The following is a 13,454-nucleotide window of genomic DNA, read 5'->3' on the forward strand; positions in this document are numbered from 1 at the left end:
CGAATACCACTGCGCCGCACGATCGACCGGCTCCGGATTTGCGCTCCGTCCGGTCCGTCTTGCAACCTGTCACTGGCTGAACGCCCGACCGACGAAAGCTGCATGACGTCCGATCGCGACGCCTCCGCGCCAGACCGATTGACTGCCCTGTTGCAGACCGAGCTGCTCGACTCGCCGCCGGAGCCGGGCTTCGATCGCGTCACCCGCTTGACCTCGCGGCTGCTGCAGGCTCCGGCGGCGATCATCGCGCTGGTCGATCGCGACCGGCAGTTCTTCAAGAGCTCGGTCGGCCTGTGCGAGCCGTGGGCGTCGCTGCGCGAGACGCCGCTCAGCCACTCCTTCTGCCAGCACGTCGTGACCTCGGCGCAGCCGCTGGTGATCAGCGACGCCAACGAGCATCCGCTGGTGAAGGACAATCTCGCGGTGCCGGTTTTCGGCGTGATGGCCTATCTCGGCGTCCCCCTGCGGCTGCCGAGCGGCGAGGTGATCGGCGCGCTCTGCGCCATCGATCACGAGCCGCGGCCGTGGAGCGACGACGACATCGCCCAGCTCACCGAGCTCAGCGAGATCGTGATGGACGAGATCGCGCTGCGCACCGAGAATGCACGGCGGCGCACGATCGAGCAGCACCATCGCGTGCTCGTCCATGAGCTCAATCACCGTGTCAAGAATACGCTGGCGCTGGTCGACAGCGTGATCGCGCTCAGCATCCGCGCCGATTCGGCGCTGGCCGCGTTCGGCGAGGTGCTGCGCGGCCGCATTGCCGCGCTGACCCGCAGCCACGCGCTGGCGCTGGATCGCGGCCGCGAGGCGATCGCGCTCGATGAGCTGGTCTGCGCCGAACTGGCGCCGCTGCAAGGCGACCGTGTCACGGTCGACGGTCCTGGCGTGCCGCTTCCGCCGGGCGTCGCGCTGTATCTGTCGATGGGGCTGCACGAGCTCGTCACCAACGCGGTGAAATACGGCGCGCTGTCGAACGATGCAGGAGGGGTGACGCTGAGCTGGACCCATGCCGACGGACGGCTCAAGCTGTCCTGGGAGGAGAACGGCGGGCCGCAGGTCTCCCCACCTGCGAGCAACGGCTTCGGCTCGCTGCTGTTCGAGCGCATTCTCGGCGCGGCCCTGAAAGGCGAGGTCACGCGCGACTTCGCGCCGGATGGGCTCAGGGTCTCGTTCGACCTGCCGCTCGCGCCATGACGGAATTCAGCCGCGCTGGCCGCGCCGGCGCACCTGCGTGATCTCGGCCAGAATCGACATCGCGATCTCCTCCGGCGTGATGGCGCCGAGATCGAGGCCAGCCGGTGCCTTGACCTTGTCGAGCAGCGCGGCGTCGATGCCGGCCCTGATCAGCTTGTCGCGCAGGCTGTCCATCTTGCGGCGACTGCCGACGAAGGCATGGTAGGCCGCATCGCAGGCGAGCGCGGCGCGCAAGGCCGCCTCGTCGCCCTTGCCTTGCGTCGACACCACGACGAAGCGGCTGCTCCCGGCCGGTTGATCCAGCGCGAAGCCATCGATCAGCACATCGGCCTCCGGTGTCGTGACGAGATCGGACGCCGGCGCCGCCAGCGTCACGTGATAGCCGAGCGGCCGCGCCTGCGCCGCGAGCGCGATCGCGACCGGGCTCGCGCCGAGGATGACCAGCGCGGGATGCGGCAGCACCGGCTCGACGAAGATGTCCATGGTGCCCTTGCTCGGGCACATGTTGGCGGCGAAGCGCACGCCCTCCCTGGTTTCGCCCGGCTTGACGCCGAGCTCGGCGAGCAGGTTCTCAGGCTGCACCGAGACCATGCGCGGGATGCCGTCGGCGAGCGCCTCGCGCGCCGCCTTCAGCACCGCGCCGCGGGCGCAGCCGCCGCCGATCCAGCCCGCGACGATGCTGCCGTCGGGGCGGATGATCGCCTTGGCGCCGGCCTTCGCGGCGGTCACCGACACCGTACGGACGACGGTGGCGAGCACGAAGCTCTCGTCGTTGGCTTTCAGTTGCGCGGCGAGATCGAGCAGTTCGGGAGCAGCGGTCATGACTGCCTCCTCTGCGGACTGTCGGAAGCACACTGCTTCGACAGAGAAGGTATGTTCCCTCCCCCCTTGTGGGGGAGGGCTAGGGAGGGGGGCGTCTTGCACCGATGTCGGGGTACCCCCCTCCCCAGCCCTCCCCCACAAGGGGGGAGGGAGCGCACCACCGATGCTGCGACAGCGCGCCTTGAGCTCACAACGATGCCGCGCATCCGCATCCTCACAACCTCGCCAAATAAGGCTCCAGCGCCGCGAGCGAGCTCAACGTATGCGCGGGCGCGTAGAGATCGACGAAGGGCAGCGCGGCCTTGATGCCGCGCGCTTCCGGCGCATAGCCGTCCCAGCCGAGCATCGGATTGAGCCAGACGATGCGGCGGCAGCGGCGCGACAGCTGCGCCATCTCGCGGCCGAGCAAGGCTGGGTCACCGGTGTCGTAGCCGTCGGAGACGATCATCACGCAGGTCCGCGAATGAATGACGCGCGGCGCGTGCCAGCGATTGAAGGTCTGCAGGCTCTCGCCGATCCGCGTCCCGCCGCCGGCGCCCTGCGCCATCATCGAGAGACGGTCGAGCGCCCGCGCGGCATCCTTCTCCTTCATCGCATCCGAGACATAGGCAAGCCGGGTGTGAAACAGGAACGCTTCGGCCTCATGAAAGGCGTCGAGCACACCGTGGATGAAGCGCAGGAACACCGCGGTGTAGGAGCTCATCGAGCCGGAGGCGTCGAGCAGCACCACCAGCCGCAGCGGCTTGTGCTTGCGTCGCCGGTGCACCAGCGCAATCGGCACACCGCCATGGCTGATGTTGCGGTGGATGGTGCGGCGCAGGTCGAGCCGCTCGCCCTTGCGCCGCAACTGATCGCGGCGCGTCAGCCGTGTCCGCATCGCCCGGGCGAGCCGCGCCGCAGCCTCGTGCGCCAGCGCGACCTGGTCAGGATCTGCGAGCTTGCGGAAGTCGGTATCGCTGATGGACTCCACGCGCGATGCCCCTTCGCGCAGGCCCTCGCCGCCCGCGTCGCGTGGGGTTTCGTCAGAGGGAATCTGATCGGTCGCGCCGTGAGGCTCCGGCTGACCGGCATTCGCATCCTGCAGACTCTTCAGGGACGGGCTGTTCGCTCTCGCCGTCGCGCCGGCGACCAGCGAGCGCGAGCGCACGCGCTTGCCGAGCCAGAACGCGTCGAACAGGCCGTCGAAGCGATCCCACTCGCTCTTGCGCGCCGAAAACAGGTGCTTGAAGGCGGAGCGCAACAGGCCGGGCCTGTCGGCATAGCCCGCACTCATCACGGCCGCCGCATCCTGCCCCTCCGACAGGCCGACCGCAAAGCCGTTGTCGCGCAGCGTCTTGAGAAATGCACCGAGGCGTCCCGCGACCAGCCGCGCGACCGCGTTCATGTCCTCGTGGTCGGGCGTGGTGCCACAGCAGCTCATGCGACCTTCCCCAGCAGCCGCGCCGTGACCTCGCGCGTGATCCGCGCGCGGTCCTCATGGGTCTTGAGCAGGCACATCAAGGTGTCATGCACCATCTCCGGCTGGTCCTTGAGATCGCGCACGTCGAGCCCGACCAGTGCCGCCGCCCAGTCCAGCGTCTCGGCGACGCCGGGCACCTTGCGCAGTTCCTCCTTGCGCAAGGAGTCGATGAGGCGCGCGATCTGCAGGGCCAGTTGCGCCGAGGCGCCGTCGATCCGCGCCAGGATGATGCGCGCCTCGCGATCGACGTCGGGATAGTCGACGTAGTGATAGAGGCAGCGCCGGCGCAGCGCGTCGGACAATTCGCGGGTGCCGTTGGAGGTCAGCACCACGTGCGGGATGCTGATTGCTTTGATGGTGCCGAGCTCCGGAATCGAGACTTGGAAGTCCGACAGGAGCTCCAGCAGGAACGCCTCGAATTCGTCGTCGGCGCGGTCGATCTCATCGATCAGCAGCACCGGCGGCGTGGCGCGGCGGATCGCCGCAAGCAGCGGCCGCTCCAGCAGATATTTCTCGGAGAAGATCTGGTCCTCGATGGTGTCCGGCTGGCCGCGATGCGCCTCGATCGCGAGCAGCTGGCGCTGGTAGTTCCACTCGTAGAGCGCGGAGCTCTGATCGAGGCCTTCATAGCATTGCAGACGGATCAGCTCGCTGCCGTGCACGCAGGCGAGCGCCTTGGCGACCTCTGTCTTGCCGACGCCGGCCTCGCCTTCCAGCAGCAGCGGCCGCCTGAGGAGCTGCATCAGAGCGATCGCGGTCGCCAGTTCGCCGTCGGCGATATAGCCGCAAGCGGAGAGCGATTGCGCGATGTCGTCGCGGGCTTTCATCAGCGTTTGATTCTCGATCTCACCGCGAAGCCAGTACGCTCCCTCCCCCCCTTGTGGGGGAGGGCTAGGGTGGGGGGTAGCATCAGGCGACACCGCCGCCGGAGACCCCCACCCCCAATCCCTCCCCGCAAGGGGGAGGGGAGCGCACTGCCGATGCCGTTATAGCTCCACTCTCTCCGCGTCATTGCGAACGAAGCGACGTGTCCGCCGAAGCCCGCAGGGGGCGTAGGCGGAAGCAATCCAGGGTGATGGGCGGGACTCTGGATTGCTTCCGCCGTCGCCCTTCGGGCTATGGCGGACAAGTCGTCGCTTCGCTCCTCGCAATGACGAAGGTGCACTTGGATATAGCCTACGCCACCACGCCCAGGTTCTTCGCCGCCTGCCAGTTACGCCAGAAGTCGTGGGGCATCTGGATGTGCGTCGCGCCCAGGAACGAGAACGCGTCATTGACCGCATTGGAGAACGCCGGCACGCCGCCGACATTGGGGCTTTCGCCGACGCCCTTGGCGCCGATCGGATGGTGCGGCGAAGGCGTCACCGTGAAGTCGGTCTCCCAATGCGGCGTCTCCACCGCGGTCGGCATGAAGAAGTCCATGAACGAGCCGGTGACGACATTGCCCTCGGCGTCGTAGCGGATCTCCTGGCCCATCGCGATGGCGAAGGCTTCGGTGAGGCCGCCATGGATCTGGCCCTCGATGATCATCGGGTTGATGCGGGTGCCGCAATCATCCAGCGCATAGAAGCGTCGGACCTTGTACACGCCCGTATCCACATCGATGTCCATCACGCAGAGATAGGCGCCGAATGGATAGGTCATGTTGGGCGGATCGTAATAGCTCACCGCCTCCAGCCCCGGCTCCATGCCGGGCGGCACCGAGTTGTAGGCCGCCCAGCAGATGTCCTTCATCGACATCACCTTCTCGGGCAGGCCCTTGACCCGGAAGCCGTCGATGTCCCATTCGAGATCGTCTTCATGGACCTCGAGCTTGTAGGCCGCGATCATCTGCGCCTTGGCCTTGATCTTGCGCGCGGCCATCGCGATGGCCGCGCCTGCCACCGGCGTCGAGCGCGAGCCGTAGGTGCCCAAGCCATAAGGCGCGGTGTCGGTGTTGCCCTCCTCGACCATGATGTTGTCGGCGGGAATGCCGATCTCGCTGGCGATGATCTGCGCCCAGGTGGTCTCGTGTCCCTGGCCCTGGCTCTTGGTGCCCATCCGCGCGATGCCGGCGCCGGTCGGGTGCAGCCGGATCTCGCAGGAATCGAACATCGCGATGCCCAGGATGTCGCAGTTCTTCGACGGACCGGCGCCGACGATCTCGGTGAAGAAGGAGACGCCGATGCCCATGATCTCACGGGTCTCGCCGCGCTTGAACGCCGCGCGCTTCTCGGCCTGCTCCTTGCGCAGGCCTGCGTAGTCCACCGCTTCCATCATCTTGCGCATGGCGGTGTGGTAGTCGCCGGAATCGTACTCCCAGCCGAGCGCCGAGTGATAGGGAAACTGCTCCGGCTTGACGAAATTCTTCAGGCGCAGCTCCGCCGGGTCCATGCCGAGCTTCTGCGCGAGAATGTCCATGCCGCGCTCGATGCAATAGGCCGCCTCGGTGACGCGGAACGAGCAGCGATAGGCGACGCCGCCCGGCGCCTTGTTGGTGTAGACGCCGTCGACGGAGAGATGCGCGACCGGGAAGTCATAGGAGCCGGTGACGATGTTGAAGAAGCCGGCGGGCCATTTCGACGGGTCGGCGCAGGCGTCGAAGCCGCCGTGGTCGGCGAGCACGTGGACGCGCAGGCCGGTGACCTTGCCGTCCTTGGTCGCCGCGATCTCCGTGGTCATGTGGTAGTCGCGGGCGAAGGCAGTCGCGGTCAGGTTCTCGATGCGGTCCTCGACCCATTTCACCGGCTTGCCGGTGACGATCGAGGCCACCGCCGCGCAGATATAGCCGGGATAGGCGCCGACCTTATTGCCGAAGCCGCCGCCGATGTCCGGCGCGATGACGTGGATCTTCTGCTCCGGGATCTTGGCGATCAGCGACACCACGGTGCGGATGACATGCGGCGCCTGGAAGGTACCCCAGATCGTCAGCTCGCCCTTGATCTTGTCGAACGCGCAGACGCACTGGCAGGTCTCGAGCGGCGACGGATGGGTGCGGTGATACGAGATCATCTCCTTGATGGTGACGTCGGCCTTCTTGAACGCGGCGTCGGTGAGCTCCTTGTCGCCGACGCTCCATTCGAAAATGTGGTTGTGATGCTTGCGTGGGCCGTGTGCGCCGGAGGTCTTGCCGGCAAGGTCCTCGCGCAGCACCGGCGCGTCCGGGTCCATCGCCTTGAACGGATCGACCAGCACCGGCAGCGGCTCGTATTCGACGACCACCTTGGAGACGCCGTCATCGGCGGCATAGCGGTCGGTCGCGACGACGAAGGCGACCTCCTGGTTCTGGAACAGCACCTTGCCGTCGGCGAGCACCATCTGCACGTCGCCGGCCAAGGTCGGCATCCAGGCGAGGTTGACGGTCTTCAGGGTCTCGGCGGTGATCACCGCGAGCACGCCGGGCACCTTCAGCGCCTCCTCGGTGTGGATCGCCTTCACCCGCGCATGCGCATGCGGCGAGCGCACGAAGTCGCCGTGCAGCATGCCCGGCAGCTTGACGTCGTCGACGTAGTTGCCCTTGCCCTGGGTAAAGCGGATGTCCTCGACGCGCTTGCGCCGGCAGCCCATGCCTTCGAGCGCGGCTTCGCGTTGTTCCCGCGTGGGAGTCAGGTCGTTCATTCCGCGGCCTCCTGGAATTCCACGCCGTTGATCTTGGCGGCGGCGTATTGGATCGCCTTGACGATGTTCTGGTAGCCGGTGCAGCGGCAGATGTTGCCGGAGATGCCAGCGCGGATTTCCGCCTCCGTCGGCGACGGATTCTCCTGCAGCAGCCGATGCGCGCGGATGATCATGCCGGGCGTGCAGAAGCCGCATTGCAGGCCGTGCATCATGCGGAAGCCTTCCTGCAGCGGCGACAGCGTGCCGTCGGCGTTGGCCATGCCCTCGATCGTGGTGATCTCGCAGCCGTTGGCCTGCACCGCGAGCATGGTGCAGCTCTTCACGCTCATGCCGTCGATGTCGATGGTGCAGGCCCCGCAATGGCTTGTCTCGCAGCCGATATGGGTGCCGGTGAGCTGCGCCTGCTCGCGCAGGAAATGAACCAGCAAGGTGCGCGGCTCGGCGAGGCCTTCGACCTCGCTGCCGTTCACCTTCATCGTGATATGGGTTTTGGGCATTTGGTGCTCCCTTGAAATTTGTTTGAGCTTTGGCCCGGCTATCAGCCTCCCGGGCGGTGAGCTCCCCTCCCCCTTGCGGGGAGGGGTCGGGGGTGGGGGTCCACGGCGGCAGTCTCGCTTGGGGCTACCCCCCCCCTCCCCGCCCCTCCCTCACAAGGGGGGAGGGAGATGAGAGGACGTGCCGGGGGCGAGAAGGCACCGCATGCGGGCCCGCGGTGTCAGCACACCCTGCTACTTCGCCCTCGCCGCCGCGCGCTGCAGGGCGCGCATCACCATGATGCCGCCGACATGGATGCGGTACTCGGCCGGGCCGCGCGCATCGGACGCCGGCTGCATGATCGCGCGCGCCGCCGTCGCGGCGGCCTTCAGCGCGGCATCGTCGAGCGCCGTGCCGATCACGGCGTTGGCCGCGTCGGTCGCGAGCAGCGGCGTCTCGTGCAGATTGGTGAGTGCGATCACACAGCTCGCCACCTTGCCGCCGGCCATGGTCAGCACGACGGCCGCCGCGGCGGTCGCGTAGTCGCCGACCTTGCGCTTCAGCTTCTCATAGGCGTAGCCGTGTCCCGCAGGCGGAACGGGAATGCTCATCCCGGTGAGGATCTCGCCCGGCTCCAGCGCGGTGAAATAGGCGCCCTGGTAGAATTCCCGCGCCGCGACCTCACGGGCGCCGTTCGGCCCCTCCAGACGGTAGCTTGCATCGAGCGCCAGCATCAGCGCCGGCATGTCGTTGCCGGGATCGCCATTGGCGACGTTGCCGCCGAGCGTGCCGCGGTAGCGCACCTGCGGATCGGCGATCAAAAGCGCCGTTTCGTGCAGGATCGGCAGGCTGGCTCCGATCTCGGTCGAGGCCAGCAGGTCGGCCTGCGTGGTCATCGCGCCGATGACGATGCGGTCGCCATCGCGGCGGATGCCCTTGAGCCCGGCGATGCCGTGCAGATCGATCAGATGCGCCGGGGTCGCCAGTCGCAGCTTCATCATCGGCAGCAGGCTGTGGCCGCCGGCGAGCGGTCGCGCGTCATCGCCGAGGTCGGCGAGCAGCTTGATCGCATCGCTGACGCTCGCCGGCCGGTGATAGTCGAACGGGCCAGGAATCATGACATTTCCTCTCCTGTGCTGGCCTGCCTTATCGGCAAGGCCGTCGCGTTGTTGCGGCGGGCGTTCGTGCTGCGAGAGCGAAGTGCGAACGCGGACGCATCGCGGATTGGCGCGGAGCGTCGATCGGGATCGCTGGCCGCGCAACGAAGCCGGCACGGAGAGCGGCGAAATCGCACGAATTGCGGCTGGTCGCGCACGAATTGCGTCAGCGAGGGCGACCCAATCGCGCGAGTGAAGGCGTGAGCGGCCGCGCAAGACGCGCGCGCGGTGTTGCATGCGTTGGGGAGAATGGCGGCGCTCTGTTGCAGCAGCGAAACGAACGCTGAACTCAGGCCGGCCGCCGCAGCCCGAGCCGCGCCTTGACCTCCGCGACCTTGGCGCGGCTCACCGGCACGCGCGGCTTCGAGGGGCCATCGAGCTCGATGATCGCGCCCTCGCCTTCCCGACCGACGTAGATCACATGCTCGATCGCGACGATGTGGCTGCGGTGCACGCGGATGAAGCGGCCGGGATCGAGCTGCGCCTCAGCCTCGGAGATCGACCATGGGCACATCCGCTCGCGGGTGCCGTCGTGGATCCGCGTGTAGTGCGCATCGGCGCGCACGCTGCGCACGTCCCCGGCATCGATGAAATGGGTGCCGTTGGCGCCCTCCAGCGGCAATCGCGCCGCGGTCGCGCGCGGCGGCTGGCCGATGCCCCCCAGCGGCGCCGCCGTCGCCCGGCTCATGGCGGCGACCTCGACCACCGGCTCGGCCGCCGTCGCGGCCGGCTCCGGCGCCAATTGCGGCGCAGCCTCGGCAACGGCCGGCATCGGCTGCGATTGACGGCGCGGGTCCGGCACCAGCGACAGCAAAAATCCGGCGGCGATGACGAAGCACAGCACGGCGACGACGATCGCGAGCGCTTGCGGCGACGCAGCAAGTCCCGGTGCGGCGTGGTGGTGTCCCTCGCCCATCGGCACGACATGCATTCCCAGCATCGCCGTGTAATGCATGCCGGACACGGCGATGCCGAACGCAACCGCGCTGATGGCGAGCCGTAGCCCGTCCTGCCGCGCCAGGAAGATGCGCAGGCCGCCATAGGCGGCGCCGATCGCAATCGCCACCGACAGCGCCACCAGCGCCGGATCATGCGTCAACCCGAATGAGCCGGACAGGCCGTGCATGCCGACATAATGCATGCTGGCGATGCCGGCGCCGAGCAGCAGCGCGGAAGGGACGACGCGCCGGGGGGAGGGATCGCCGATGCTGACGAAGAACAGCGAGATGCCGATCACGAGCGCGCAGATCAGGAACGAGATGATGGTCGGCAGCACCAGATAGACGGCATCAGGCGGCAGTGGCGCCGCCATCATGCCCACGAAATGCATGGTCCAGATGCCCACAGCCAGAATGCCGGCGGCGCCGGACAGCAGCACGCGCGCATTCTCTCCCGGCCCGCTGCGGATGCGCGCGGTGAGACTGAAACCGGTATAGCCACCCAGGCTCGCGATCACGACCGAGAGCGCGACGAGATAAGGATCGTATCCTTCGATCATCCTTGTCGGCCGCCCGTCGCCACGGGCCAGCCTCCTCCCAAGGGAGATTTTACAGGGGTGGCGAGGAAATTGACAACACAAGGCGGGGAGCGTGAGGGGGCGTGTTGTCGCTGGGGGACAAGCGAGGGCGGCAAGCTTGATTGGCGTGGCGCCAGACGTTGGATTCGATCTGGAGCGGCGAACGCGGTGAGTTCCCCTCCCCCTTGCGGGGAGGGGTTGGGGGTGGGGGTCCCCGAGTCGTACCTTAGCTGATGACCAATCGAATTCTGCGGAGCACGACGGCAACGACTCGCATCATTGAGTCCGTCCTAGATGGGTAAATACAACGGTGCGCATCACCAAGTTCAGCGCCCGGAGACCCCCACCCCCAACCCCTCCCCGCAAGGGGGAGGGGAGCAGGCCGCCGTCGCGGTGAGACCTCGGCTCCCGACACTGAAGCATGTGTGGCCGGCCGTGACCGGCCACACACCGTCCGCCTCAGATAATCCCCGCCGCGACCTGGCTGCGCAGCCGCTCCAGGCTCAGCAGCGTCTCGGCGCAGGCGGTCGCCACCTCGATGCCCTTGATCGCAAAATGTTTGCGGAAGAACTCGAAATGCGCCTGCGTCTCGTGGAATTGCTGCGGCGTCAGCACCGCGGAGAACACTGGCACCTCGGTGCGCAATTGCACGTCCATCAGCGCCTTGATGACGGTGTCGGCGACGAATTCGTGGCGGTAGATGCCGCCGTCGACGACGAGGCCGGCCGCGACGATCGCGGTATAGCGCCGCGTCTTGGCCAGGAGCTGCGCATGCAGCGGGATCTCGAACGAGCCCGGCACCTCGAAGATGTCGACCCGATCGCGCGGGATGTGGCGCGCCTCGATCTCGTCGAGGAAGGCCAGACGGCATTCGGCGACGACGTCGCGATGCCAGGCCGATTGCACGAAGGCGACGCGCTGCGGCTTGCTGAAGCGCGGATGCGACGGCGCCGGTGGCGACTCGTCGGGCGGTGACGCGACCGGCGTATCCGCCGGCGGCGACGTTCCTGCGGTGATGGTGTCGGTGGGCGTATCAGTAGGCGCGTCTTGCAACATCTGATTCATGGTTGTCCTCGTCAGAGACCAGAATCAGGGCACACGGAACGACGACGCCCCCACGCTGGATTGCGCGGGGTGCCGGGACCCGTTCTCTTTCATCCGGACTGTGACCGTCGGCTTCGGAATCGCACCGAATCTGCTGACCCTTCTCTGCGCGACACGTTCCGGAGAACAGAATTCTCCAGACCGTGCCTTGCCGAGAAGGCGCTCGCGGGCTCGCGCTCGACCGAGAACGCTTACCGCCGGTGGGGAATTTCGCCCCGCCCTGAGAACATCGGCCGCCCGGATGGACGGCCTGAATGAACTATGCAGGCGGTCGGCGGCTGCGGCAAGGCCTCACGCCCGCGGTCCGCGACGGGCGGCCATGCAGACGCTCACGGCCGTTCCTGCGGCCAAATCACCTCAGACCGAGCGGCTGCGGCGTGTCCGATTCCGTTTTGTTCTCGTTCGCCGATGATTCCACAGGCCGGACAGGAGTTGTGGACGAAGCGGTGTTTGGCTGTGGACGGACTCGCCCCCCCGTTGCGCAGATTCCGCAAATCACATCAGTTTGTCCTCGCACGCCTCGGGGTACCTCCGGGACTGCAAGCCGGGTCGCGAAGCGCCAAGAGGGCGTGGGCCGGGTCGCCGCGTATGTACCAACGAGATCAAGAAGACGAGGTCGAGACGGCATGTCCCTGCTCGAAAGCACTATCGATTCCGCAGATCATCCGCTGAGCGTGGTCGAGACAATTGCGGCCGACAATAATTGGATGTTCGAGCGCTCCGGCGAGGACGAGATCACGATCGCCTCCAAGGGCCAGTGGACCGACTATCAGCTTTCCTTCACCTGGATGGCGGAGATCGAGGCGCTGCATCTGGCCTGTGCCTTCGACATGAAGATTCCCGAGGCGCGCCGCGCCGAGGTGCAGCGGCTGATCGCCGCGATCAACGAGCAGCTCTGGCTCGGCCATTTCGACATCTGGACCCACACCGGCATGGTGATGCACCGCCAGGCCCTGGTGCTGCCCGGCGGGATCACCGCGTCGGGACTGCAATGCGAGAGCATGCTGGCGGGCGCCATCCACGCCTGCGAGCGCTATTTCCCGGCCTTCCAGTTCGTGGTCTGGGCCGGCAAGTCGACCCAGGAGGCCATGGCGGCGGCGCTGTTCGATACAGAGGGCGAGGCGTAAGCCGCCGCCGCTCCATCACACGCGGTGTCGTCCCTGCGCACGCAGGGACCCATACCGCGTGATGTCCGTGTGGCGCGCGACGCTTGTCGCTCTGCCCCTGCTCCACTAGAACCGCCGGTGGTTATGGGTCCCTGCTTTCGCAGGGACGACAGCGGAGTGCGTCGTGACATCAGCGGACAACAACCTGCTTCATCAGCTCACCGGCACCATCGTGCTGGCCGGCGCCGGCAAGATGGGCGGGGCGATGCTGACCGGGTGGTTGGCCGGCGGCCTTGATCCCGCGCGCGTGGTCGTGATCGAGCCGATGCCGTCGGCCGAGATCACGGCGCTAAAGGCCCAAGGCGTCCGCCTCAATCCGACGGCGACTGCGCCGGCCGAGGTCGTCATCGTTGCCGTCAAGCCGCAGATGTTCCCCGACGCCGGCCCCGCCTTGAAGCCGTGGGTCGGCGACGCGACGCTGGTGCTGTCGATCATGGCGGGGACGACGATCGCCGGCTTGCAGCAAACGATCGGCGGCGCGGTCGTGCGCGCGATGCCGAATACGCCCGCCGCGATCGGCCGCGGCATCACCGTGGCCGTGCCGGCCGGCAACGTCAGCGCCGCGCAGCGCGGGCTGACGGACGCGCTGCTGCGTGCCACCGGCGCAGTGGAATGGGTCGACGAGGAGGCGCTGATGGACGCGGTGACTGCCGTGTCCGGCTCGGGGCCCGCCTATGTGTTCCTGCTCGCCGAGGAGCTCGCCCGCGCCGGCGTCGCCGCCGGCCTGCCCGAGTCCCTGGCGACGAAGCTCGCGCGCCACACCGTGTCGGGCGCCGGCGAGCTGCTGCGCCAATCGGACCTGCCGTCCGCCACCCTGCGCCAGAACGTCACCTCGCCGGGCGGCACCACCGCCGCGGCGCTGTCGGTGCTGATGGGAGCCGACGGCTTCCAGCCGCTGCTGACCAAGGCGGTCGCCGCGGCCACGGCGCGTTCGAAAGAGCTCGCGAAGTAGACAACCGCGA

At 67.6% G+C, this 13,454-nt stretch carries 11 protein-coding genes and 1 riboswitch; of the genes, 3 read left to right on the plus strand and 8 right to left on the minus strand.

Translation table 11 applies throughout. The features are described 5' to 3' along the window. Positions 1–102: 102 nt before the first annotated feature. The gene (locus QW863_RS12305; protein ID WP_315714068.1) at positions 103–1,197 is read left to right on the plus strand and encodes an HWE histidine kinase domain-containing protein; all 1,095 of its coding nucleotides are present in this window, start codon (positions 103–105) and stop codon (positions 1,195–1,197) included. A 6-nt stretch (positions 1,198–1,203) separates the two neighbouring features. Here the strand turns inward: QW863_RS12305 and QW863_RS12310 are convergent, their stop codons facing one another. From QW863_RS12310 to QW863_RS12345, 8 genes are all read right to left on the minus strand, one after another. Next, positions 1,204–2,019 (minus strand): XdhC/CoxI family protein, encoded by an 816-nt coding sequence (locus QW863_RS12310; RefSeq protein WP_315714067.1) that lies wholly within the window; start codon positions 2,017–2,019, stop codon positions 1,204–1,206. Between the two features lie 214 nt (positions 2,020–2,233). Then, complete coding sequence (locus QW863_RS12315) at positions 2,234–3,439, minus strand: VWA domain-containing protein (RefSeq protein WP_315714066.1); 1,206 nt, start codon at positions 3,437–3,439, stop codon at positions 2,234–2,236. After that, positions 3,436–4,305, minus strand: a complete 870-nt coding sequence (locus QW863_RS12320) for a MoxR family ATPase (protein ID WP_315714065.1) — start codon at positions 4,303–4,305, stop codon at positions 3,436–3,438. Before QW863_RS12320 ends, QW863_RS12315 begins: the two co-directional genes overlap by 4 nt. 349 nt (positions 4,306–4,654) lie before the next feature. After that, complete coding sequence (locus QW863_RS12325) at positions 4,655–7,075, minus strand: aerobic carbon-monoxide dehydrogenase large subunit (RefSeq protein WP_315714064.1); 2,421 nt, start codon at positions 7,073–7,075, stop codon at positions 4,655–4,657. Continuing rightward, complete coding sequence (locus QW863_RS12330) at positions 7,072–7,572, minus strand: (2Fe-2S)-binding protein (RefSeq protein WP_315714063.1); 501 nt, start codon at positions 7,570–7,572, stop codon at positions 7,072–7,074. Before QW863_RS12330 ends, QW863_RS12325 begins: the two co-directional genes overlap by 4 nt. 231 nt (positions 7,573–7,803) lie before the next feature. Further along, positions 7,804–8,667 carry a xanthine dehydrogenase family protein subunit M gene (locus QW863_RS12335; protein WP_315714062.1) on the minus strand — a complete coding sequence of 288 codons (864 nt, stop codon included), beginning with the start codon at positions 8,665–8,667 and terminating at the stop codon, positions 7,804–7,806. Between the two features lie 328 nt (positions 8,668–8,995). Beyond that, positions 8,996–10,204 carry an MHYT domain-containing protein gene (locus QW863_RS12340; RefSeq protein WP_315714061.1) on the minus strand — a complete coding sequence of 403 codons (1,209 nt, stop codon included), beginning with the start codon at positions 10,202–10,204 and terminating at the stop codon, positions 8,996–8,998. A 477-nt stretch (positions 10,205–10,681) separates the two neighbouring features. After that, positions 10,682–11,287 (minus strand): 6,7-dimethyl-8-ribityllumazine synthase, encoded by a 606-nt coding sequence (locus QW863_RS12345; RefSeq protein ID WP_315714060.1) that lies wholly within the window; start codon positions 11,285–11,287, stop codon positions 10,682–10,684. A gap of 77 nt (positions 11,288–11,364) precedes the next feature. Then, positions 11,365–11,558: riboswitch (FMN riboswitch) on the minus strand. A gap of 394 nt (positions 11,559–11,952) precedes the next feature. Here QW863_RS12345 and QW863_RS12350 point away from each other — a divergent pair. Beyond that, positions 11,953–12,453 (plus strand): YbjN domain-containing protein, encoded by a 501-nt coding sequence (locus QW863_RS12350; RefSeq protein ID WP_315714059.1) that lies wholly within the window; start codon positions 11,953–11,955, stop codon positions 12,451–12,453. Positions 12,454–12,616: 163 nt separating this feature from the next. After that, positions 12,617–13,444, plus strand: coding sequence for a pyrroline-5-carboxylate reductase (gene proC / locus QW863_RS12355; RefSeq protein WP_315714058.1), 828 nt, complete (start codon positions 12,617–12,619; stop codon positions 13,442–13,444). Positions 13,445–13,454: the final 10 nt, after the last annotated feature.

Origin of the sequence: Bradyrhizobium sp. SZCCHNR1017, assembly GCF_032381375.1 — a bacterium.
In the GTDB taxonomy this organism is placed as follows: Bacteria; Pseudomonadota; Alphaproteobacteria; order Rhizobiales; family Xanthobacteraceae; genus Bradyrhizobium.

What these genes read in the sequence shown, in the direction of transcription:
- QW863_RS12315 (WP_315714066.1), bottom strand. Translation starts at nt 3,439, where the DNA reads ATGAGCTGCTGTGGCACCACGCCCGACCACGAGGACATGAACGCGGTC.
- QW863_RS12350 (WP_315714059.1), top strand. Translation starts at nt 11,953, where the DNA reads ATGTCCCTGCTCGAAAGCACTATCGATTCCGCAGATCATCCGCTGAGC.
- QW863_RS12305 (WP_315714068.1), top strand. Translation starts at nt 103, where the DNA reads ATGACGTCCGATCGCGACGCCTCCGCGCCAGACCGATTGACTGCCCTG.
- QW863_RS12345 (WP_315714060.1), bottom strand. Translation starts at nt 11,287, where the DNA reads ATGAATCAGATGTTGCAAGACGCGCCTACTGATACGCCCACCGACACC.
- QW863_RS12310 (WP_315714067.1), bottom strand. Translation starts at nt 2,019, where the DNA reads ATGACCGCTGCTCCCGAACTGCTCGATCTCGCCGCGCAACTGAAAGCC.
- QW863_RS12320 (WP_315714065.1), bottom strand. Translation starts at nt 4,305, where the DNA reads ATGAAAGCCCGCGACGACATCGCGCAATCGCTCTCCGCTTGCGGCTAT.
- QW863_RS12330 (WP_315714063.1), bottom strand. Translation starts at nt 7,572, where the DNA reads ATGCCCAAAACCCATATCACGATGAAGGTGAACGGCAGCGAGGTCGAA.
- QW863_RS12340 (WP_315714061.1), bottom strand. Translation starts at nt 10,204, where the DNA reads ATGATCGAAGGATACGATCCTTATCTCGTCGCGCTCTCGGTCGTGATC.
- QW863_RS12335 (WP_315714062.1), bottom strand. Translation starts at nt 8,667, where the DNA reads ATGATTCCTGGCCCGTTCGACTATCACCGGCCGGCGAGCGTCAGCGAT.
- QW863_RS12325 (WP_315714064.1), bottom strand. Translation starts at nt 7,075, where the DNA reads ATGAACGACCTGACTCCCACGCGGGAACAACGCGAAGCCGCGCTCGAA.